The 20,170-nt window shown below is 73.1% G+C and carries 18 protein-coding genes and 1 riboswitch; of the genes, 12 read left to right on the forward strand and 6 right to left on the reverse strand.

Going from position 1 to position 20,170, the window contains the following annotated elements; genetic code table 11:
- Nucleotides 1-116: 116 nt before the first annotated feature.
- The 11 genes from clsA to KM427_RS12850 all read left to right on the forward strand — a co-directional run bounded on the left by clsA (nt 117) and on the right by KM427_RS12850 (nt 10,573).
- A complete protein-coding gene (gene clsA / locus KM427_RS12800) occupies nt 117-716 on the forward strand; it encodes a cardiolipin synthase ClsA (RefSeq protein WP_183595023.1) in 600 nt (199 codons plus the stop codon).
- Entirely contained in the window at nt 709-1,572 is an 864-nt protein-coding gene (locus KM427_RS12805; RefSeq protein WP_215527432.1) for a DUF881 domain-containing protein, read from the forward strand. Before clsA ends, KM427_RS12805 begins: the two co-directional genes overlap by 8 nt.
- Nucleotides 1,569-1,901, forward strand: a complete 333-nt coding sequence (locus KM427_RS12810; RefSeq protein ID WP_183595025.1) for a small basic family protein — start codon at nt 1,569-1,571, stop codon at nt 1,899-1,901. Before KM427_RS12805 ends, KM427_RS12810 begins: the two co-directional genes overlap by 4 nt.
- 4 nt (nt 1,902-1,905) lie before the next feature.
- On the forward strand, nt 1,906-2,682 hold the full coding sequence (locus KM427_RS12815) for a DUF881 domain-containing protein (RefSeq protein ID WP_215527433.1): 777 nt from the start codon (nt 1,906-1,908) through the stop codon (nt 2,680-2,682).
- Between the two features lie 77 nt (nt 2,683-2,759).
- Nucleotides 2,760-3,146 (forward strand): glycine cleavage system protein GcvH, encoded by a 387-nt coding sequence (gene gcvH, locus KM427_RS12820; protein ID WP_215527434.1) that lies wholly within the window; start codon nt 2,760-2,762, stop codon nt 3,144-3,146.
- A gap of 138 nt (nt 3,147-3,284) precedes the next feature.
- The gene (locus KM427_RS12825; protein ID WP_215527435.1) at nt 3,285-3,806 is read left to right on the forward strand and encodes a zinc-ribbon and FHA domain-containing protein; all 522 of its coding nucleotides are present in this window, start codon (nt 3,285-3,287) and stop codon (nt 3,804-3,806) included.
- Between the two features lie 7 nt (nt 3,807-3,813).
- On the forward strand, nt 3,814-4,563 hold the full coding sequence (ftsR, locus tag KM427_RS12830) for a transcriptional regulator FtsR (protein ID WP_215527436.1): 750 nt from the start codon (nt 3,814-3,816) through the stop codon (nt 4,561-4,563).
- Nucleotides 4,564-4,662: 99 nt separating this feature from the next.
- Nucleotides 4,663-5,130, forward strand: a complete 468-nt coding sequence (locus KM427_RS12835; RefSeq protein WP_183595030.1) for a bifunctional nuclease family protein — start codon at nt 4,663-4,665, stop codon at nt 5,128-5,130.
- A 307-nt stretch (nt 5,131-5,437) separates the two neighbouring features.
- Nucleotides 5,438-6,031: a MerR family transcriptional regulator gene (locus tag KM427_RS12840; RefSeq protein WP_183595031.1), complete on the forward strand. Its 594-nt coding sequence runs from the start codon at nt 5,438-5,440 to the stop codon at nt 6,029-6,031.
- An 89-nt stretch (nt 6,032-6,120) separates the two neighbouring features.
- A riboswitch (glycine riboswitch) is annotated at nt 6,121-6,222 on the forward strand.
- 183 nt (nt 6,223-6,405) lie between these two features.
- Complete coding sequence (gene gcvP, locus KM427_RS12845) at nt 6,406-9,201, forward strand: aminomethyl-transferring glycine dehydrogenase (RefSeq protein WP_252275394.1); 2,796 nt, start codon at nt 6,406-6,408, stop codon at nt 9,199-9,201.
- Nucleotides 9,202-9,232: 31 nt separating this feature from the next.
- Nucleotides 9,233-10,573, forward strand: coding sequence for a serine hydrolase domain-containing protein (locus KM427_RS12850; protein WP_215527438.1), 1,341 nt, complete (start codon nt 9,233-9,235; stop codon nt 10,571-10,573).
- An 8-nt stretch (nt 10,574-10,581) separates the two neighbouring features.
- Here KM427_RS12850 and KM427_RS12855 read toward each other — a convergent pair whose 3' ends face one another.
- The gene (locus KM427_RS12855) at nt 10,582-11,325 is read right to left on the reverse strand and encodes a hypothetical protein (RefSeq protein WP_215527439.1); all 744 of its coding nucleotides are present in this window, start codon (nt 11,323-11,325) and stop codon (nt 10,582-10,584) included.
- A gap of 200 nt (nt 11,326-11,525) precedes the next feature.
- On the opposite strand from KM427_RS12855, the gene KM427_RS12860 reads away from it, so the two are divergent.
- A complete protein-coding gene (locus KM427_RS12860; protein WP_215527440.1) occupies nt 11,526-12,413 on the forward strand; it encodes a CHAD domain-containing protein in 888 nt (295 codons plus the stop codon).
- On the opposite strand, the gene KM427_RS12865 is transcribed toward KM427_RS12860, so the two are convergent.
- The 5 genes from KM427_RS12865 to KM427_RS12885 all read right to left on the reverse strand — a co-directional run bounded on the left by KM427_RS12865 (nt 12,338) and on the right by KM427_RS12885 (nt 19,967).
- Nucleotides 12,338-13,726: a TldD/PmbA family protein gene (locus tag KM427_RS12865; RefSeq protein ID WP_215527441.1), complete on the reverse strand. Its 1,389-nt coding sequence runs from the start codon at nt 13,724-13,726 to the stop codon at nt 12,338-12,340. The two genes, KM427_RS12860 and KM427_RS12865, sit on opposite strands and share 76 nt — an antisense overlap.
- Entirely contained in the window at nt 13,726-15,246 is a 1,521-nt protein-coding gene (locus tag KM427_RS12870; protein ID WP_215527442.1) for a TldD/PmbA family protein, read from the reverse strand. The genes KM427_RS12865 and KM427_RS12870 overlap by 1 nt, the downstream gene beginning before the upstream one ends.
- Nucleotides 15,247-15,369: 123 nt before the next feature.
- Nucleotides 15,370-16,131, reverse strand: coding sequence for a class I SAM-dependent methyltransferase (locus tag KM427_RS12875; RefSeq protein ID WP_215527443.1), 762 nt, complete (start codon nt 16,129-16,131; stop codon nt 15,370-15,372).
- An 18-nt stretch (nt 16,132-16,149) separates the two neighbouring features.
- Nucleotides 16,150-18,783 carry an AAA family ATPase gene (locus KM427_RS12880; protein WP_252275396.1) on the reverse strand — a complete coding sequence of 878 codons (2,634 nt, stop codon included), beginning with the start codon at nt 18,781-18,783 and terminating at the stop codon, nt 16,150-16,152.
- Nucleotides 18,784-18,785: 2 nt separating this feature from the next.
- Complete coding sequence (locus KM427_RS12885; protein WP_215527445.1) at nt 18,786-19,967, reverse strand: exonuclease SbcCD subunit D; 1,182 nt, start codon at nt 19,965-19,967, stop codon at nt 18,786-18,788.
- Between the last annotated feature and the right edge of the window lie 203 nt (nt 19,968-20,170).

Here is a 20,170-nt window from a genome sequence, read left to right on the forward strand (position 1 = left end):
GCTCCGGCGCCTGGCAGCGCACCCACCCTGAGCACGCCAACCGTTTACCAACTTCCAACGCACGCCACTAGGGTGTGCCTCGTTAGGCACCCCGGAGAAGCGCAGGCGGGAGCACGGTGGGAGACGACGCGACGCGACACCGCGTCTGGACGCTGCCCAACCTGCTCAGTGCGCTGCGACTGGCGGGCGTCCCGCTGTTCCTCTGGCTGGTCCTGGGACCCGAGGCCGACCTGCTCGCACTCGGCGTGCTGGCGCTCTCGGGCATCACCGACTTCCTCGACGGCTACCTCGCGCGCCGGCTCGGCCAGACCTCCGTGCTCGGTCAGGTGCTGGACCCGGTGGCCGACCGGCTCTACATCCTCGCGGTCGTGGTCGGCCTCGCACTGCGCGACATCGTGCCCTGGTGGGTGGCGCTCTCGCTGCCGCTGCGCGACCTGCTGCTGTGGGGCCTGGTGCCGCTGCTGCGCACCCGCGGCTACAGCGCGCTGCCGGTGCACTTCCTCGGCAAGGCGGCGACGTTCAACCTGCTCTACGCCTTCCCGCTGCTGCTGCTCGGCGACGGCGACGGCACGGTCGCGACGCTGGCCCAGGTCTTCGGCTGGGCGTTCGCGATCTGGGGGATCGGGCTCTACTGGTGGGCCGGGCTGCTCTACGCCTGGCAGGTGCGCACCCTGCTGCGCACCACCGAGCGACGCCGAGCGGTGAGCGATGCCTGACGCCCCGACATCCGACCGCGCCCGGACCCCGCTGCTGACCCTGATCACCCAGGAGTCGATGGACGAGGACTACCAGCACGTCGCCGACCGGCGGGCCGCGTCCCGGCAGCCGGCGCCCACCGGGCGCCGTTCGCACTGGACCGCGGCGGTGGTCGTGGCGGCGTTCGGTGTGCTGGTGACCATCGCGGCGGTGCAGACCTCGGCGTCCTCCGGCATCAACGACGCCAACCGTGACTCGCTGCTGCGGCGGATGGAGGACCAGCGCGCGGAGGCCGCCGACCTGCAGACCAGGATCGTGCGACTGCGCGAGCTGATCGTCGGGCTGCAGACGAAGTACGAGTCGGCCGCCGAGAACGCGCAGAGCGCCGAGAACCGCACCGAGCGGCTCGCCGCGACGACCGGCTTCGGCGCCGTCAGCGGTCCGGGCGTCGTGATCACCGTCGACGACGCTCCCGACGGGGAGACGGTCCGCGGCGAGGACCTGGCGCTGCTGGTCAACGGGCTGTGGGAGGCGGGCGCGGAGGAGGTCGCCATCAACGGCAAGCGGCTGACCGCGCGGTCGGCGCTGCACAACTCCGGGGCGGCGATCAACCTCAACGGACCACCGCCGATGTCGCCGCCGTACGTCGTCTCGGCGATCGGCGACAACAAGACGCTGCCGGCGGACCTGCTCGACACCTCGAGCGGCCTGGCCTTCACCAACGTGGCCGATGTCCTCGGGTTCTCGGTCAAGCGACAGAATGTGGACGACCTCACGCTGCCCGCCGCCACCCAGCGGCAGCTCCGTCTGCGTTACGCGGTGAAGGGCACCGCGGAGCAGAACCGCATCAAGCACGGGAAGGAGACCGCGCCGTGATCGCCGCTCTCGGGCTCCTCGCCGGCATCCTGCTCGGCATCGTCTTCCAGCCGGACGTGCCGAACTGGCTGGAGCCCTATCTGCCGATCGCCGTGGTCGCCGCGCTCGACGCGGTCTTCGGCGCGCTGCGCGCCTACCTCGACGGCATCTTCGACGACAAGGTGTTCGTGGTCTCGTTCGTCAGCAACGTCGTGATCGCCGCGGGCATCGTCTTCCTCGGCGACAAGCTGGGCGTCGGGGGACAGCTGTCCACCGGCGTCATCGTCGTCCTCGGCATCCGGATCTTCTCCAACGTCGCCGCCATCCGGCGGCACCTCTTCCACGCCTGATCCGATGGCCGACGACCACCCCACCCCGCAGTCGGACCGCGAGGCCGCCGAGCCGGAGCAGCGCTCCGGTCGCGACCGGCTACGCCACGCGCTGCTGCGCCCGTCGCGGGGCCAGGTGGTCGTGGCCGTGCTGCTCGCGCTGCTGGGGTACGCCGCGGTGACCCAGGTGCGGTTCACCACCGTCGACGACACCTACGCCAGCCTGCGCGAGCAGGACCTCATCGACGTGCTCAACGGCCTGGCCGCCCAGACCCAGCGCGCGGAGGCCGAGATCGCGCGGCTCGAGCGCACCCGCGACGACCTGCAGTCCGACACCGGCCAGCGCGAGGCCGCGCTCGCGCAGGCGGAGGAGCAGGCCAACACGCTCGCGATCATGGCCGGCCTGGTGCCCGTGACCGGCCCGGGCATCCGGATCACGATCACCGAGAACGAGGGCACCGTCGACGTCGACACGATGGTCGACCTGGTGCAGGAGCTGCGCACGGCCGGCGCGGAGGCGATCCAGATCAACGAGGAGGTGCGCCTGGTGGCGCAGAGCTCCTTCGACGACGCCGTCGGCGGCATCGAGGTCGACGGCACGACGATCAGCTCGCCGTACGTCGTCGACGTGATCGGCGACCCGCGCACCCTCCACGGCGCGGTCGACTTCCCCAAGGGCCCGCGCGACCAGTTCGAGGACGAGGGGGCGACCGTCGAGGTCGAGGAGCTGGCCTCGCTAGACATCGAGACCGTCGTCGAGCCGCGCCGGCCTGAGTACGCCGAACCCGACTCGTCGCAGTAACCTCAGCGAGCGCACCCGCGCCCTCCCGATCACCCGACCCGCCGCACGACTCAGGCGCACGACTCAGAGGAGACGACGTGTACCCCGACGACCTGTTGTACACCAGCGAGCACGAGTGGGTCCGCGAGCCCGGCGAGCACGAGGGTGCGGTGCGGATCGGCATCACCCACTACGCCCAGGACGCGCTCGGCGACATCGTCTACGTCTCGCTCCCCGAGCTGGGCGACGCGGTCGAGGCGGGCTCGACGTGCGGCGAGCTCGAGTCGACCAAGTCGGTCAGCGACATCTACGCGCCGGTCTCCGGTGAGGTCGTCGCTCGCAACGAGGCCCTCGACGCGACCCCCGAGCTGGTCAACAGCGACCCGTACGCCGGCGGGTGGCTCTTCGAGGTGGTGCCGTCCGACCGCGGCCAGCTCACCGGCCTGATGGACGCCGCGACGTACCAGGGGACGCTCGAGGGCTGACCCCGCCGGCCCGCTGCCGACCGTCCCCAGGAACGACGGGGAGTTCGCTTGATCGCCCCCGGCGGACTGATAGGTTCGGGGCAACCGTCAACCTCAACCGACCCTTGAGGGTTTGCCGCGAGATCGAAGGACTGACCGATGCCGTTCTGCACAGTCTGTGGCACGCAGAACCCCGACGACGCGCGCTTCTGCGCCCAGTGCGGCAACCGGCTGGTCTCGCCGCCTGCTCCGACCCATCCGGGGGAGGGCGCGGGGGAGTCCACGGCGACCATCCAGATCGGGTCGGCCGACAAGGTCGAGACCTCCGACCGGCAGCTCAACCCGGTCGACGCCGCCGCGGTCGACGCGCTCCCGGCGGGCCACGCCCTGCTGGTCGTGCAGCGGGGGCCGGGCGCCGGCAGTAGGTTCCTGCTCGACCAGGACGTGATCAGCGCCGGACGGCACCCCGACAGTGAGATCTTCCTCGACGACGTGACCGTCTCGCGCCGGCACGCGGAGTTCCACCGGCAGGGCGACTCGTTCACGGTGAGTGACGTCGGCAGCCTCAACGGCACCTACGTCAACCGCGACCGGATCGACCGGGTGCAGCTCACCGACGGCGACGAGGTGCAGATCGGCAAGTTCCGGCTCGTCTTCTTCGCAGGCCACCCGGGCGCGTGAACACCCGATGAGCAGTCCGGCCGGCTCCGCCGCCGGGGCCTCGTCCGCGCCCCGGGCGCGGATGAACATCGGGCAGGTCCTCGACCAGCTGCGGCCGGACTTCCCCGGGATCACGATCCCCAAGATCCGGTTCCTCGAGGACAAAGGGCTGATCAAGCCCGAGCGCACCCCGGCCGGCTACCGGAAGTTCTCGGTCGACGACGTCGACCGGCTCCGCTATGTGCTGCGCATGCAGCGTGACCACTACCTGCCCCTGCGGGTGATCGGCGAGCACCTCGACGCCATCGACCGCGGCCTCGAGCCGCCGCCGATCGAGCCCGTCGTACCCACCGTCCCGCAGGTGACCCTGGCCGCCGACGGGCTGCCGAGCCCCGAGTCGTTCCGGCGCCGGGACAACCTGCGGCTGTCGCGGCGCGAGCTGCTGAAGATCGCGGAGATCTCCGAGGAGCTGCTCGGCGAGCTGGAGCAGTTCGGCCTGCTGACGGCCTCGCGCACCGGTCACTACGACACGGACGCACTGGTGATCGCCCAGACGGCGCGCGAGCTCGCGGACTTCGGCTTCGAGCCGCGGCACCTGCGCGCCTTCAAGACGGCGGCCGACCGCGAGGTCGGGCTGGTCGAGCAGGTCGTCGCCCCGCACAAGCGCGGCCGCGACACCGCCGCGCGGGCCCGCGCCGAGGAGACCGTCAGCGAGATCGCCGCCCTCTCCGTACGCCTGCACGCCACCCTCGTCAAGGCCGGCCTGCGGGGAGTGTGACTGGTCGCCCCGCCCGCACTTGCCGGGTGCTGCAACGCCCGAGAAGTGCAGGAATCGGCTGAGGATTGAGCCGCGGGGTGGCGGGAGTAGGGTGGTCTCGTGCGCGAAGTCGATGTCTTGGGAGTCAGGGTCGAGATGCCCTCGAACCAGCCGATCGTGCTGCTCCGCGAGGTGGCCGGCGACCGCTACCTGCCCATCTGGATCGGGGCGGTCGAGGCGACCGCCATCGCGTTCGCCCAGCAGGGCGTGGTGCCGCCCCGGCCGCTGACCCACGACCTGATGAAGGACGTGCTGGCGGCAACCGGCAACGAGCTCACCGAGGTGCAGATCACCGAGGTCCGCGACGGCGTGTTCTTCGCCAACCTGGTCTTCGGCTCCGGCGCGGAGGTGAGCGCCCGGCCCTCGGACTCGATCGCGCTCGCGCTGCGCACCGGCACCCGCATCGTGTGCGCGGAGGACGTGCTCGACGAGGCCGGCCTCGCCGTACCCGCCGAGCAGGAGGACGAGGTCGAGAAGTTCCGGGAGTTCCTCGACCATGTCACCCCCGAGGACTTCGACGCGCACTGAGGTGTGGTGTTGCGGTGTGCGGGTTTCGGCTGCTGACCGCCGAACCCACGAGACATGCCGATGCGACACGGCGTGGCGTGCGGGTTTCGGCTGCTGACCGCCGAAACCGGCACAGCGCCAACCCCAACCCTCAACCTCAGGTTGAGGGTCACGACACGCCGCCCACGTCTTTGACGGGCTCGCGCGGGGGGCCTACCTTGAACTGTCTCTGTTGTAACTCCATCGCTGTGACGCCCCGGCCTCCGGGACCGACCGGCACCTTCCCCGAACGAGTTACGCTCAACGGAGTAGCCCCACGGAGGACCGTGTGAACGAGAACGAGCAGCAGCACGACGCCGAGGCGTCGGTCGCTGCCCAGGCGGCGGAGGAGCAAGGACTGCTCTTCACCGACGATGTCTCCCCGCTGCCCAGTGACACCGGCTACCGCGGGCCGACCGCGTGCAACGCGGCCGGCATCACCTACCGGCAGCTCGACTACTGGGCCCGTACCGGCCTGATCGAGCCGACCGTGCGGGGTGCGAAGGGGTCCGGGTCGCAGCGGCTCTACTCGTTCCAGGACATCCTGTTGCTCAAGGTCGTCAAGCGTCTCCTCGACGCGGGCATCTCGCTGCAGCAGATCCGCACCGCCGTGCAGCACCTGCGCGAGCGCGGCACCGACGACCTGACCCGCGTCACGCTGATGAGCGACGGGGTATCGGTCTACGAGTGCACCAGCAACGACGAGATCATCGACCTGCTCCAGGGCGGGCAGGGCGTCTTCGGCATCGCCATCGGCGGCGTCTGGCAGGAGATCGAGGGCACCCTCGCCGAGCTGCCCTCCGAGCGCACCGCCGAGGTCGAGGAGACCCCGGCCGTCGGCGATGAGCTCGCCGCCCGTCGCGCGGCACGCAAGACCGGCTGATCCTCACGCTTCCGACTCCGGCCCGTTGCCTCACGGCAGCGGGCCGGAGTCGTCTGTACGCCGCGGCACGGGTAGATTGGGCACGCCGACAATCCCGCACGGGAGAGTCTTCGTCCGGCGCTGCCGGGCGGAGCGCCGAAGGGGCAATCCCTCCCCGGAACCTCTCAGGCGCCCAGGACCGCGCGGGTCAGGCAACTCTGGAGCCGTCCGGCCTGCTCGGAGCCGGTGACAGAGGGGGAGGCACCCGAACGACCGCATCGAGTCGATATGTCGAGGAGCCCCCTGTGCCGGACCGTCCCACCCTGACCGATCTCGACGGCGCGCTGCCGTTCGTCGAGCGCCACATCGGCCTCCGCGAGGCCGACATCGCCTCGATGCTCGACCGCCTCGGCTTCGACTCGCTCGACGCGCTGATGGACGCCGCCGTGCCCGGCGCGATCCGGGTCGCCGCGTCGCTCGACCTGCCCTCGCCGCTCAGCGAGGAGGCGGCCGCGCGCGAGCTGCGCGCGATCGCGCACGCGAACCGGCCGGGGGAGGCGATGATCGGGCTCGGCTACCACGCGACGATCACCCCGCCGGTCGTGCGCCGCAACGTGCTCGAGGACCCCAGCTGGTACACCGCCTACACGCCGTACCAGCCCGAGATCTCCCAGGGCCGGCTGGAGGCGCTGCTCAACTTCCAGACCATGGTCGGCGACCTCGCCGGGCTGCCCACCGCCAACGCGTCGCTGCTCGACGAGGGCACGGCCGCGGCCGAGGCGATGACGCTGGTACGTCGGGCCAAGAAGTCGGCCGCTGGCCCGTTCGTGGTCGACGCCGACGCGCTGCCGCAGACCATCGACGTGGTGCGCACCCGCGCCGAGGCGATGGGCATCGAGGTGGTCGTGGCCGACCTGACCGGCGGGCTGCCGGAGGGTGAGCTGTGCGGCGTGCTGGTGCAGTACCCGGGCTCGTCCGGCCGGGTGCTCGACCCGCGCCCGCTGATCGAGCAGGCCCACGAGCGCAACGCCCTGGCCGTCGTCGGCGCCGACCTGCTCGCGCTCACCCTGCTCGAGTCGCCCGGCGAGCTCGGTGCCGACGTCGTGGTCGGCTCCAGCCAGCGCTTCGGCGTGCCGCTCTTCTACGGCGGACCGCACGCGGGCTACATGGCCGTCGCCGCGGGCCTGGAGCGACACCTCCCGGGCCGCCTCGTCGGCGTCTCCGTCGACGCGGAGGGCCGCCCGGCGTACCGCCTCGCGCTGCAGACCCGCGAGCAGCACATCCGCCGCGACAAGGCGACCTCCAACATCTGCACCGCGCAGGTGCTGCTCGCCGTCGTGGCGTCGATGTACGCCGTCTACCACGGCCCCGAGGGGCTCCGAGCGATCGCGACCCGCACCCACCGGTACGCCGCGGTGCTCGCCGCCGCCCTCGCCGAGGCGGGCTTCCCGGCCCGGCACCGGCAGTTCTTCGACACCCTGACCGTGGCCGTTCCCGGGCGGGCGCACGACGTCGTGACCGCCGCCCGGGGCCTGGGCCTCCAGCTGCGCCTCGTGGACGCCGACCACGTCGGCATCAGCACCTCCGAGCTCACCACCCGATCGACGATCGCCAGCGTGCTCAAGGCATTCGGGGTCGCGGTCACCGACCTCGACGCCGTCGACGCGATGACGCCCGACGCGCTCCCGGAACAGCTGCGGCGCGGCACGCCGTACCTCACCCACGAGGTGTTCTCCACCCACCACAGCGAGACCGCGATGCTGCGCTACCTGCGCCGCCTCTCGGCCCGCGACTACGCGCTCGACCGCGGCATGATCCCGCTGGGCTCGTGCACGATGAAGCTCAACGCGACCACCGAGATGGAGCCGATCTCGCTGCCGGGCTTCGCCGACCTGCACCCGTTCGTGCCGGCCGAGGACGCCACCGGCTACCGGCAGCTGGTCGACGAGCTCGAGGGCCTGCTGGCCGAGGTGACCGGTTACGACCGGGTCTCGATCCAGCCGAACGCCGGCTCGCAGGGCGAGCTGGCCGGGTTGCTCGCGATCCGTGGCTACCACCGCGCGAACGGCGAGGCGCACCGCGACGTCTGCCTGATCCCGAGCTCGGCCCACGGCACCAACGCCGCCTCCGCGGTCATGGCCGGCATGAAGGTCGTCGTGGTCAAGTCCGGCGACGGGGGAGAGGTCGACCTTGCCGACCTCCGGGCGCAGTGCGAGAAGCACGCCGACGACCTCGCCGCGATCATGGTGACCTACCCGTCGACGCACGGCGCCTACGAGGACACCATCACCGAGCTCTGCCGGGTCGTCCACGACCACGGCGGCCAGGTGTACGTCGACGGTGCCAACCTCAACGCGCTGCTCGGCTACGCCAAGCCGGGCGAGTTCGGCGGCGACGTCTCCCACCTCAACCTGCACAAGACCTTCTGCATCCCGCACGGCGGCGGTGGCCCGGGGGTCGGCCCGGTCGCGGTGCGCGCCCATCTCGCGCCGTACCTGCCCTCCCACGCCATGCACCCCGAGCAGGCCAAGCGCGAGGGTATCGGCCCGATCAGCGCCGCGCCGTACGGCTCGGCGGGCATCCTGCCGATCTCGTGGGCCTACGTCCGCCTGATGGGTGCCGCCGGCCTGACCCGGGCCACCGCGGTCGCGGTGCTGTCCGCCAACTACGTCGCCACCCGCCTCGGCGAGCACTATCCGGTGCTCTACCGCGGCCACGGCGGCCTGGTGGCTCACGAGTGCATCCTCGACCTGCGCGGCCTCACCAAGGACACCGGCGTCAGCGTCGACGACGTCGCGAAGCGGCTGATCGACTACGGCTTCCACGCCCCGACGATGTCGTTCCCGGTCGCGGGCACCCTGATGGTCGAGCCGACCGAGTCGGAGGACCTCGCCGAGATCGACCGCTTCATCGACGCGATGATCGCCATCCGCGGCGAGATCGACCGGGTGGCCTCGGGGGAGTGGACGCCGGAGACCTCGCCGCTGCGCGGCGCCCCGCACACCTCGCGCGCGCTGGTCGGCGACTGGGACCGCGCCTACACCCGCGAGGAGGCGGTCTTCCCGACCGGCGTCACCGGACCCAACGGAGCGGGCGACAAGTACTGGCCCCCGGTCGCTCGCATCGACCAGGCCTACGGCGACCGCAACCTGGTCTGCGCGTGCCCGCCGCCGGAAGCGTTCGCGGAGTGAGCACCACCCCACGCTTCCGAGGGGACCCCGAATGAGCGTCTCCGACCTGACCGCACACCGGCTCCGGGCACGGCTCGCCCATGCCCAGTCGGCCGGCCGGCTGCCGTCGGTGGTGGCCGGGCTGGTGCGCGATGGCGAGCCGGTGTGGTTCGACGCGTACGGCACCCCGCCGGTGCCCGGCCACGACCCGTACGACGTGCAGTACCGCATCGGGTCGATCACCAAGACGATGACCGCGGTGCTGGTGCTCCAGCTCGTCCGTGACGGCCGGATCGGGCTCGACGACCCGGCGTCGGTGGTGCTCGGCGAGGTCGGGTACGCCGACCGCTCGGTGCGCACGCTGCTCGCGCACAGCTCCGGCATGCAGTCCGAGCCGGGCGGCCCGTGGTGGGAGCGCACGGCCGGCGGGTCCTGGGCGGAGCTGACCGCCGCCAACGACGGATCGGGTGCGGTGTTCCCCGCACTCCAGGAGTTCCACTACTCCAACCTCGGCTACGCGCTGCTCGGCGAGCTGGCCGCCCGGCTGCTCGGCAGCACCTGGTGGGAGGCCGTGCACCGGCGGATCCTGATGCCGCTGGGCATGCGGCGGACGTCGTACCTGCCCGAGGGTACGGCCGCCCAGGGGTGGTCGGTGCACCCCTACGAGTCGACGCTCGTCGCCGAGCCGGCCACCGACACCGGTGCGATGGCGCCGGCCGGGCAGGTGTGGGCGACGGCGACCGACCTCGCGCGCTACACGTCGTTCCTGCTCGGGGGTCATCCCGACGTGCTGTCGGCCGAGGAGCTGGCCCGCGCGTTCGGCCCTCAGTCGGGCACCCCGAAGGACGGCCTGGGTTACGGCCACGGGCTGGGTTTCCAGCTCTTCCCCGGCGGTGCCGGCACGCTGGCCGGTCACACCGGGTCGATGCCGGGCTTCCTGGCGGCCTGCCTGGTCGACCGGGACCGGCGGGTGGGCGGGCTGGTGCTGGCCAACGGCACCGCGGGCTACTCGCCGGCAGCGATCGTCACCGAACTGCTCGACGAGCTCGAGCGCTGCGAGCCGACGGTCGTGCCGGCGTGGACGCCGTCACCCACGCTGCCCACCGAGCTCGCGGGCGTGCCCGGCGTGTGGCACTGGGGCAACACGCCGATCGTGTTCGCGATGGAGGGCGTCGAGCTCGTGGGTCGCCGCGGCGGGGTGGAGCTCTACCGGTTCGCGGTCGTCGACGGCCGCGTCGTGGGGCGCTCCGGCTACCACGCCGGCGAGGAGCTGCGCGTCGTCCGCCGTGCCGATGGCCGCGTCCGCCACCTCGACATCGCGACGTTCGTCTACACCCGGGAGCCCTACGACCCGGAGGCGCCGATCCCGGGCGGCCACCCGGGATCGGCCTGAGCCGACGGTCAGGCGCCCCAGCGGCCGAGCAGGTCCACGAGGTCGTCGAGCTCGGACTTCTTCGGCTTCGGCAGCGGCTCGCCCTTGAGCTTGATGTGCTTCACGACGCCGTGGTCGGCGATCCCCGGCGAGGACAGCAGCGACGCCTTCCCGGAGCTGCCGCCGATCATCGCTGCCCACATGATCTTGTGGCGCTGCACGCGGATCGTGCGGGTGGCACCGGCGGGGACGCGCAGCTTGCCGTCGGGGCGGATCGCCCGCGGGTGGCCGTACCAGACGCGGACCGGGCGGTCGTTGTGGTTGGTGACCTTCAGCCGGCCCCGCTTGCCGCGCACCTTGGCCACGTCGACCGGCTGCACCTCGCGGACTACGACCGTGAGGGTGGCCGGAACGAGGTGGGTGTGGTCGCAGACGTAGTAGTCGATGACGTGGGTCCCGCGGGCCCGCGGAGCGAGACCGACGAGGAGCTCTCCCGGGCCGCCGGTGGAGTCGGGAAGGATCGCGGGGCTCTGCATCACCATGACGCTGGGAAGCTTCTCCGTGAAGATGTCCGGCTCGGGGAACCGGCAGAGCGCGAGATCGTCGCCGCTCGGGGACGTGTCGTTCGCGAGGACGTCGATGATCGTGCCCTGGCCGGGCCACATCGTCAGGGTGTCCGGGACCACGACCGGCGGTGCCGGCTCGTCGGCGTGCGCAGGCGCGACGACGAGCAGAGAGGCGCCGAGTGCGGCGCCCGCCACGAGGGCGGACATACGGACGAGGACGCTGGTGCGCAAGGGGTCTCCGATCCCGGGCTGATGCTGGTCCCGGCGACCCTAGGCCACCCACGCCCTCGCTGTACCTGAGTTGGCCGAACCGAGATCGCCGCCCTGGTCACCAGGCCGGCTCGGTCGCATCGGCTCTCGATCCGGTAGCCGAGCCGGTGTTCACCTCGGTCCGCTACACATGAGCCATGGGCAGTCAGCCGGTCGCACATCTCGTCGGGGACCGCCTGACGCAGCAGGTCGCGGCGTTCGCCCGGTGGGAGGACGCCGCCCGCGCCGGCGACGACGTCGCGATCCACCGGATGCGCGTGGTGTGCCGTCGGCTGCGGGCCCTGCTGGCGACCTTCCGCCCGGTGTTCGACCGCGCGCAGACCGATCCGATCCGTGCCGAGCTGGCCTGGCTGGCGGGGGTGCTCGGCGCCGCCCGGGACGCCGCCGTCGTCCATGACCGGCTCCGTGGCCTCGTGGACCAGGAACCGCCGGCGCTCGTGCACGGCCCGGTGCGGCACCGGCTCGGCACGACCTTCGAGGGACGCGGCAAGCCGGAGCTCCGCGCCACGCTCGGCTCGCCGCGGTACGCCGACCTCCGGGCCCGGCTGGGGGCGCTGGCCGCCGACCCGCCCTGGACCGAGCTCGCGGACCGGCCCGTCGGCGAGGTCGCGCCGCGCCTGCTGCGCAAGGACGGCAAGCGGGTGCGGCGCCGGGCCCGGCTGGCCGCCGGGGCCGGGACCGACGAGGCGTGGCACGACGCGCGCAAGGCGGTGAAGCGTCTGCGGTACGCCGCTGAGACGGTCGAGCCCGTCGCCGGCGGGCCCGCGCGCCGCCTGGCCCGCGACGCCAAGCGGCTCACCGCGACCCTCGGCGAGCTCCAGGACACGGCCATGAGCCGGCGGGAGCTCCCCGCCCTGGCCCGCGCGGCGGCGCGCGCCGGCGAACCGACCTTCACCTACGGACTGCTGCACGGCCGGGAACGGGCGCGGGCGGAGCAGCTGCGCGCCCGCTACTGCGCCTGGGACACGCTCGACATGTTGAAGTCCGGCACCCGCAGGGCCGGCGTCGCCGTCCGGGAGAAGTAGTCGTCGCCCCACTCGCGGCTGAAGGACGGCACGGTCTGCGAGGCGTGGGTGAAGCGGCGCAGCAGGTCGACCGGACTGTCGTTGAACCGGAAGTTGTTGACCACGCCGGTGATCTCGCCTCCCTCGATCAGGTAGACGCCGTCGCGGGTCAGGCCGGTCAGCAGCAGCGACTGCGGGTCGACCTCCCGGATGTACCACAGGCAGGTGAGCAGCAGCCCGCGCTCGGTGCCGGCGACCAGGTCCTCCTCGGTGCCCGACGCGCCGTCGATGGTGAGCACGAGGTTGTCGATGCCCGGCGTCACCGGCAGGCCGGTCATCGCGGCCGAGTGGCGGGTCTGGACCAGTGACGTGAGCACCCCGTCGCGGATCCAGTCGGTGCGCGCGAGCGGCAGCCCGTTGTCGAAGACCGACGTCTCGTTGCTCGACTGCGAGGCGACGTTGAACGGCGCGCACTGGATCGGTGCGTAGGCGGGGTCCGAGAAGAGGTGGACGCCGGTGGCGGCGAGCTGCTCGCCCACCCGGGTGCCGCCGCCCTTGGCGCTGTAGACCGACTGTCCCTCGTGGGCGACCCGGGCCCCGGCGTACCAGTAGGCGTCGATCATCAGGTCGGCCACCGCGCTCGGCGGCAGGATGGTGTCGTAGCGACCGGCCGGGAGGTCGACCTTGCGCTCCGCCCAGCGCAGCCGGCGGGCGAGCTCGGCGTCGAAGGCCAGCGGGTCGACGTCGCTGAAGTCGCGGGTCGCGCCGCCGACCCAGGCGCTGGTGGAGAGGTCGCTCGGCTTGCCGGTGCAACCGTAGTGGCCGGTCGGCTGCGCGTGACGGAGCCGCAGGCCGGTCGTCGAGCCGAGGTACGTCGTGGTCAGCTCGTGGTTGACGAACCCGTAGAGGACGCGGCCCTCGGCGCCCGCGCGGCCGAACGCCTCGCCGAGGGCGGGTGCGAACGCGTCGTAGACGTGGATGTCGGTCGGCACCGGCGCCTCGTCCCAGTCGGTCGAGGTGGCGTCGGCGACCAGCTCCGCCGCGTCCTCGGCCGGGGTGGACGAGCGGGCCGCGCCGTCGGCGGCCTCGACGAGGGCCGCGACCCCGGCCAGGTCGGTGGCCGTGCCGGTGACGGATCCGGTCGCCACGCCGTCGGCGGTGCGCACGAACGAGATCACCGTGACGTCGACGCCGTGCATCACGCCGTTCGTGGTGAGCGTGTTGTTCGCCCAGCGCAGGTTGGCGCTGGTCCGGTCGCGCACGATCGCGATGCAGTCGTCGGCCGCCGAGGTGGCCAGCGCATGCTCGACGAAGGTCTGGGGAGAGAGGGTCATCAGTTGCCCGCCTCGGTGAGGGTGTTGAGGATCCGGACTCCGCGGAAGAGCGACGTCGGGCAGCCATGGCTGACGGCCGCCACCTGTCCGGGCTGGGCCTTCCCGCAGTTGAACGCGCCGCCGAACACCCAGGTGTCCGGGCCGCCGACGGCCTCGAGCGAGTTCCAGAAGTCGGTCGTGGTGGCCTGGTACGCCGCGTCGCGGACCTGGCCCACCAGCTCGCCGTCGGCGATCCGGTAGAAGCGCTGCCCGGTGAACTGGAAGTTGAAGCGCTGCATGTCGATCGACCACGACTTGTCGCCGACGACGTAGAGGCCGCGCTCGACCCGGCCGATCAGCTCCTCGGTGCTCGGGCCGTCCGGCGCCGCCTGGAGCGACACGTTGGCCATCCGCTGGATGGGGATGTGGCCGGGGGAGTCGGCATAGGCGCAGCCGTTGGAGCGATTGTCGTTGAGCTCGGGGTGCATGGCGGCCATCGACCGGTCGAGCTGGTAGCCGACGAAGGTGCCGTCCTTGACGATGTCCCAGCTCTGGGTGGCCACGCCCTCGTCGTCGTACCCGATGGTGGCGAGCCCGTGCAGATGCGTGCGGTCGCCGGTCACGTTCATCACGCCGCTGCCGTACTGCAGAGTGCCGAGCTGATCGGGTGTGGCGAACGACGTACCGGCGTAGTTCGCCTCGTAGCCCAGCGCCCGGTCGAGCTCGGTGGCGTGGCCGATCGACTCGTGGATGGTCAGCCACAGGTTGGAGGGGTGGATGACCAGGTCGTAGCTGCCGGCCTCGACGCTCGGCGCCTTGAGCTTCTCGGCGAGCAGTTCGGGCACCTCCTCGATCTCGGCGTCCCAGTCCCAGCCGCCCCCACCACCGGTGAGGTACTCCCAGCCGCGACCGACCGGCGGGGCGATGCTCGCCATCGAGTCGAAGGTGTCGGCTCCGGCGCCCATCGCCTCGAAGCCGGGGTGCAGGCGGATGCGCTGCTGGGTGGTGCGGGTGCCGGCGAGATCGGCGTAGTACTTGTTCTCGTGCACCTGGAGGAGGTGCGCGGAGGCATGGTCGACGGCCGCGCCGGTGCGCAGCCGGTTGGTCCAGTCGACCAGCAGTGCGGCCTTCTCGGCGACCGGTACGTCGAACGGGTCGACCTCGTAGGCCGACACCCAGGTGGCGTCGGCGTGCACCGGCTCGGGAGCCAGCACGACCGGGCTGCCGGTCATCTCGGCGGCCACCCGCGCGACCGCGACGGCGGTCTCGGCGACCCGCGCCGCCTCGTCGGTGGTGAGCACGACCCCCGACGCGAAGCCCCACGCGCCGCCGTGGACCACGCGCACCGCGAAGCCGAGGTCCTCGGTGTCGCTCGCCCCCTGGAGCGCGCCGTCGCGGACCGCGAGCTCCTGGTAGCGCACCCGCTCGAAGCGGAAGTCGGCGTGGCTCGCCCCGAGCTCGGCCGCCCGGGCGAGAGCCGCGTCGCCGAGGCCGCGGTAGGGGAGTGCGGTGAACGTTGGATCCAGCTCGTGGGCACCCATGCGGCGAACCTATCCGATGCTGTCCAGCGGATCTCGCGCGTCGGTCTGGGTGGGGTGGCCGGGTCTCTCGGATGGTGGCCGACACCACCCGCCCACGAGCCGATGCCGCAGGTCGGGGCCGGGTCAGGCCCGACCGACCGCGCACCAGGCGTTGCCGACGATCGTGATCGGCCCGTCGCCGAGCAGCTCCCGAGCGCGGTCGTGGAGCCGCTCCCGGCCGGCGTCGTCGAGTCCGGCGACGTGGTCGCCGGCGGGACCGACGCCCCAGGTGTAGGGCTCCCACCACTCCTCGAACCTGTCGTGGGTGACCTCGATCGTCAGCGTCAGCTGGCGCACATCGGCCAGCCCGGCGTCCCGGAACAGCGTGACGAGGTCGCCCTCCCGCTGACCGAGCAGGTCCGACTCGTCGTACGCCCCGGGGTCGGCCGCGCTCACCGCACGCCAGAACGGCGAGAGCGGGCCCGTCCCGTCGGCCGCGTGGTTCCAGGCGGTGGCGGCGACCGCGCCGCCGGGTCGCGTGACCCGGCGCATCTGGGCGATCCCGGCGGCCGGGTCGGCCATGAACGGCACCACGAGCTGGGCGAGCGCGGCGTCGAAGCTGTCGTCGGCGAAGGGCAGCTCCTCGGCGGGGGACTGCCGGATGTCGACGCCGGGCAGTCGCTCGCGGGCCGCCGCCACGAACGGCGTCGACGGGTCGACGGCGGCGACCTGGGCCGGACCGAGCAGCTCGACCAGCCGGCGGGTGAGTACGCCGGGGCCGCAGCCGACGTCGAGCACCCGATCGCTCGGCTCCACGCCGAGGGCCTCGAGCAGCTCGCTCGCGAGCGGCACCGAGTAGCGACCCATGAATCGGTCGTAGGCGTCGGCGGCCACGTCGAAGGCCATGCTCGACGGTACGCCCGATCAGCGGCTGATCGCCACCGTCGAGCCGCCCCGCGACTTGCTGACGAGCAGCTGGGTGGGGATCCGGTCGCGCATCTCGGCGACGTGGCTGACCACGCCGACCACCCGGCCGCCGTCGCGCAGGGAGTCGAGGGTGTCCATCACGTCGTCGAGGGTGTCGGCGTCGAGCGCGCCGAACCCCTCGTCGACGAAGAGCGTGTCGAGGTCGGCGCCGCCGGCCTCCTGGGTGACGACGTCGGCGAGCCCGAGGGCCAGGGCCAGGGAGACCACGAACGTCTCGCCGCCCGACAGCGTCGCCGGGTCGCGGGCCTCGCCGGACCAGTCGTCGCGCACCAGCAGGCTCAGCCCGCCCCGGGTCTCGCCGGCGCCGCGACGACCGGTGTGCTCGAGGGTGTAGCGCCGGTCGCTCATCCGGTCGAGCCGCTCGTTGGCGGCCGCGACGACCTGGGAGAGCCGGTAGGCGAGGACGTAGGCCGACAGCCGCATCTGGAGCCGGTTGTCGGCCGCCTTGCCCTCGACGAAGGCCGAGAGCCGGGTGAGCACGTCGAGCTCCTCGCTCACGGGTCGCCAGGCCGCGACGGCCCGGGCGAGGTCGGCGGTGAGCCGCTCCAGGCGCTCGGCGCGAGCGTGCGTGGCGGCCTGCCGCGCATGAGCGTCGCGCAGTCCGCGCAGCGCCTCCTCGTGGGTCTGCGTGAGCGCCGGCAGGTCGGGCGGGTCCGCCGCGGCGACCTCGTCGGCACCCGGCTCGGCTAGCACGGCCGCGACCGCGGCCAGGCGCCGGTCGTGGTCGGCGGTGTGCCGGGCCAGGTCGTCGTAGGCCCGCTGGTCGAGTGCCGCCGCCAGCGCCTCCTCGGACCCGGCGAACCCGGCGTCGACGACGGCGGACGCCAGCGCCTGCTCAGCCTCGGCGAGGGACCTCTCGGCGGCCGCCAACCGGTCGAGCGCGGCGAGACCGGCACGGGCGTCGTGCTCGGCCTGCTGGCAGGCGACGAGCTGGTGTTCGTCGTAGTCGACGAGCTCCCCACGGAGCGCGTCGGCCTCGGCGTGCAGGGCGTCGAGAGCGGCGGCGACCGCGCCGGCCTCGGTCGCGATCTCGGGCGGGACGGTGTCGACCCGTTCGGTCGCCGCCGCGAGCGAGGTCTGCAGGTCGCGGACCTGGCCCGCGCGGACGAACTCGGTGGCCGCCGCGTCGTCGGCCGCCTTCTGGGCTGCCTTCTCGGCCGCCTCGTCGGGAGCGTCGTGGGGAGCGGCCGCCTTGTGCGGGTGGTCGCAGGAGCCGCAGACAGGGCAGGAGCCACCGACGACGAGGCCGGCGGCGATCTCGGCGGCCATGCCGTTGACCCGCTGCTCCCGGAGCCCGATGGCCCGCTCCCGACGGTCGAGGGTCTCCTGCCGGGCGGCGGCGTGCGCCGCCTCGGCCTCGCCGAGCCGCGCGGTCAGGCTCGCCACCAACGCGTGCGCCTCGGTGCGGGCCCGCTCGCCGGCCGTGGCCAGCTCGGTGGCGCGTCGCTCCAGCCGGGCGGTCTCGGTGGTGACCGCCCGGAGCCGCCGGACCCGGGGCTCGAGCGCTCGGATGCGCGCGGCCCCGTCGACCGCCGCGGCGAGCGCCCGCTCGAGCTCGGGTCGGTCGTCGGTGGTCACGGAGCTGCGGGCGGCGCTGTGGGCCCGGCCGGCGGTGACCGCCACCCGGTGGAGGGGGACGACGCCCGCGGCCCGGCGGGCGGCCTCCAGCCGGCGCAGCGCGGCCGCGTGCTCCTCGGCGCTCGCCTCGAGCCGTGCCCGGTCGGCGGCGGCCGCGTCGATGCGGGCCCGCCGCCGGTGCAGGTCGCGCGCCCGGTCGAGAGCGGCGCGGGCGGCCGCCTCGGCCTCGGTGGCCACGGTCGCGGTCTCGGTCGCCTCGGCCGCGGCTGCCGCCGCGTCGGCGTGCAGGTCGCGGGCCCAGGCCTCGGGCGAGACGTCGGCGGACACCTCGCTGCCGGTGGTCTCGCTGACCCGGCTCACCAGGTCGTCGACGGTGCGACCCGCCGCGTCGGTGCGCCGCCGCAGGTCGAGGCGGCGGTCGCGCAGCCACTTCTCGACGTCCTCGAAGCGGCCGGTGCGGAACAGCTGCTGGAGCAGCCGGTGGCGCTCCTCCGACCTCGCGCGCAGGAACGCCTGGAACCGGCCCTGGGGGAGCATGGCGACCTGGGTGAACTGCGCGACGTTCATGCCCAGCAGCCGCGAGACCAGGTGGCCGGTCTCGTCGAGCCGGGTGGACTGGGTGACCCACGACCCGTGCACCCGCTCCGCGATCGTGACCGACGCCTGCTCGGTGGTCATGCCGTCACCACGCTTCTTGGGACGCTCCCAGGACGGGGACCGGGTGATCCGGAAGCGCCGGCCCGACAGTGTCGCCTCGAGCTCGACCTCCGGGCGGGTGCCGGGCGCCGCGAGGTCGGAGCGCAGCCGCTTCGCGGCGTTGCGGTCGCCGGGCACGTCGCCGTAGAGCGCGAAGCAGACCGCGTCGAGCACGCTGGTCTTGCCGGCGCCGGTCGGGCCGGAGAGCAGGAAGAGACCGGCGGTCGACAGCTGGTCGAAGTCGACGTCGATGGTGCCGGCGAACGGTCCGAACGCCGTCGCGCGCAGCCGGTGCATCCTCACCAGAGACCCTCCGCGATCTCGCTGGACACCAGGACGTCGACCTCGGGGTCGTCGCAGCAGGCCTCGGTGGCGGCCTGGAGGAGGGCGGACTCCGCGGCCGTGGCCGGTGCGCCACGCAGCTCGGTCACGAAGTCGAGCGCGATCAGGTGGTCGGAGCGACCCTGGGGGCGGGCCGCGGGTACGCCGTGGGGAGCCGCGCCGGCCGGCTCGAACCCGATCACCAGCGTGTGCGGGAAGCGGGCACGCAGCCGCTCCATCGCCTGCAGCGGCCGGACGGCGTCGGTGAGCGTCGCCTGGACCCAGGCGTCCTCGTGCCGCCGGTGGGCGGGGTCGGCGAGCAGCTCGTCGACGGTGCCGCGGATCCGGGCCAGCCGGCGGGGGACGGGCGCCTCGACGAACTCGGCGGCGGCGAACCCGTCGGCGCCGAGCTCGACCAGCCAGGAGCCCTTGAGCTGGTCGGTCTCCGAGAACGAGTAGGCGAGCGGCGAGCCGGAGTAGCGGACGGTCTCGGTGAGCGTGTGCCGGCCGTGCAGGTGGCCGAGGGCGGTGTAGTCGGCACCCTGGAACGTGGTCGTGGGCACGAGCGAGACGCCGCCCACGCTGATGTCGCGCTCGGAGTCGCTCGGCTGCGCGCCGGCCACGAACGCGTGCGCGAGCACGACGCTCCGGGTGCCCTTCGGGCGGCTGCTCCGGTCGGCGCGAACCCGGCGCATGGCCTCGTCGAGGGCCGCCTCGTGGGACCGGGCCGGCAGCTGCCACGGCTCACGGACGGCGTCGGGGTCGAGGTAGGGGATGCCGTAGACCGCCACGTCGCCGTGCTCGTCGTCGAGCAGCACCGGCGTGCCGACCCCCGCCGCGTCGGTGCGGATGAACACGCCCGCCGCGTCGATCAGCCGGGAGCTGAAGCCGAGGCGCTGCGCCGAGTCGTGGTTGCCGCTGGTCAGCACCACCTTCGCGCGGCTGGCGGCCAGGCGGGCGAGCGTCTCGTCGGCGAGCCGGACCGCGTCGACCTGGGGCAGCGCCCGGTCGTAGACGTCGCCGGCGACGACGACCAGGTCGACCCGCTCCTGCTCGACCACCGCGAGGAGGTGGTCGACGTACGCAGCCTGGTGCCCCAGCATGCCCTCGCGGTGGAAGGACCGCCCGAGGTGCCAGTCGGAGGTGTGGAGGAGGCGCACACCGCAACGCTAGGAGGCGGCACCGACACTGCCCGGGAGCCCACGCCGAGCAGGGGGCGGAGAGGTGGGTTCGAGGCTCGCTGTGCTCGCACCTCAACCACCGGGTGGAGGGGTGGTTTCGAGGCTCGCTGCGCTCGCACCTCAACCACCGTCCTCGGGCTCGCTGCGCTCGCACCTCAACCACCGAGGTCGGTGGTTGAGGT

It is taken from the genome of Nocardioides sp. LMS-CY (assembly GCF_018732145.1).
In the GTDB taxonomy this organism is placed as follows: domain Bacteria; phylum Actinomycetota; class Actinomycetes; order Propionibacteriales; family Nocardioidaceae; genus Nocardioides; species Nocardioides soli.

Coding starts and splice junctions, on each gene's coding strand:
- KM427_RS12805 (WP_215527432.1), top strand. CDS start 709: ATGCCTGACGCCCCGACATCCGACCGCGCCCGGACCCCGCTGCTGACC.
- KM427_RS12815 (WP_215527433.1), top strand. CDS start 1,906: ATGGCCGACGACCACCCCACCCCGCAGTCGGACCGCGAGGCCGCCGAG.
- KM427_RS12825 (WP_215527435.1), top strand. CDS start 3,285: ATGCCGTTCTGCACAGTCTGTGGCACGCAGAACCCCGACGACGCGCGC.
- ftsR (WP_215527436.1), top strand. CDS start 3,814: ATGAGCAGTCCGGCCGGCTCCGCCGCCGGGGCCTCGTCCGCGCCCCGG.
- gcvP (WP_252275394.1), top strand. CDS start 6,406: ATGCTCGACCGCCTCGGCTTCGACTCGCTCGACGCGCTGATGGACGCC.
- KM427_RS12850 (WP_215527438.1), top strand. CDS start 9,233: ATGAGCGTCTCCGACCTGACCGCACACCGGCTCCGGGCACGGCTCGCC.
- KM427_RS12855 (WP_215527439.1), bottom strand. CDS start 11,325: ATGTCCGCCCTCGTGGCGGGCGCCGCACTCGGCGCCTCTCTGCTCGTC.
- KM427_RS12860 (WP_215527440.1), top strand. CDS start 11,526: ATGGGCAGTCAGCCGGTCGCACATCTCGTCGGGGACCGCCTGACGCAG.
- KM427_RS12865 (WP_215527441.1), bottom strand. CDS start 13,726: ATGACCCTCTCTCCCCAGACCTTCGTCGAGCATGCGCTGGCCACCTCG.
- KM427_RS12870 (WP_215527442.1), bottom strand. CDS start 15,246: ATGGGTGCCCACGAGCTGGATCCAACGTTCACCGCACTCCCCTACCGC.
- KM427_RS12875 (WP_215527443.1), bottom strand. CDS start 16,131: ATGGCCTTCGACGTGGCCGCCGACGCCTACGACCGATTCATGGGTCGC.
- KM427_RS12880 (WP_252275396.1), bottom strand. CDS start 18,783: ATGCACCGGCTGCGCGCGACGGCGTTCGGACCGTTCGCCGGCACCATC.